Here is a 616-nt window from a genome sequence, read left to right as displayed (position 1 = left end):
CCTTATGTCTGGGAAAGAATTTTTTCAGTCGCATTAGGCTGTACATTGCGAACTGATAATATTCAAGAGCTAAAATATTTGGCCGAAACTGTTTACCAAAAAATATTTGGTTCTAAGTATGTGTACCCACATATATTACTTCGAGACTATGCAAGAGAAATTATCGAATTTTCTACTCATCTTGGAGTCGAACTTAACGGTGTTGAACTATTCAAGACTAATCCCCCATATAACAGTTGTTGGCCTGACGAGATTCCTTCAAAAGAAGAACTTGAATCTCTCTATGATAAAGAGCTTTATCGTGAACTTTGGAGCTCTATTATGGGAGGCGGTGACTTCTCAAGATATACGATTGGAACAAATTACAATCACTCTGATTGGTCTGGTTGCAAGTTTGGTGAAACCCCTATCGACCGTAATAAAATTTTTAAAACCTTTAAAAGTAAACTAACTGATGAAAAAAAAAAGCTGTATGACGCTACAGACCCTATCATTTATGATGATAACGCCGAAGAAATTACATTTGGAGACACGACCATTAGACTTGATCGCGCAAGAGGCAGAAAAACTCAGGAAGAAATAAATAAAAACAAGGGGTTATTTAAAAATTCTTTGG

Annotated in this window: 1 protein-coding gene; it reads left to right on the top strand. The window is 35.9% G+C overall.

The window, feature by feature from the left end:
• The coding region (locus LG31_RS20655) for a hypothetical protein (protein WP_202963014.1) at nt 1-616 on the top strand (616 nt) is incomplete at both ends.

The sequence above is a fragment of the Aeromonas lacus genome, from assembly GCF_000764665.1.
GTDB classification, from domain to species: Bacteria; Pseudomonadota; Gammaproteobacteria; order Enterobacterales; family Aeromonadaceae; genus Aeromonas; species Aeromonas lacus.
This window is presented reverse-complemented; position numbering and strand designations above follow the sequence as displayed.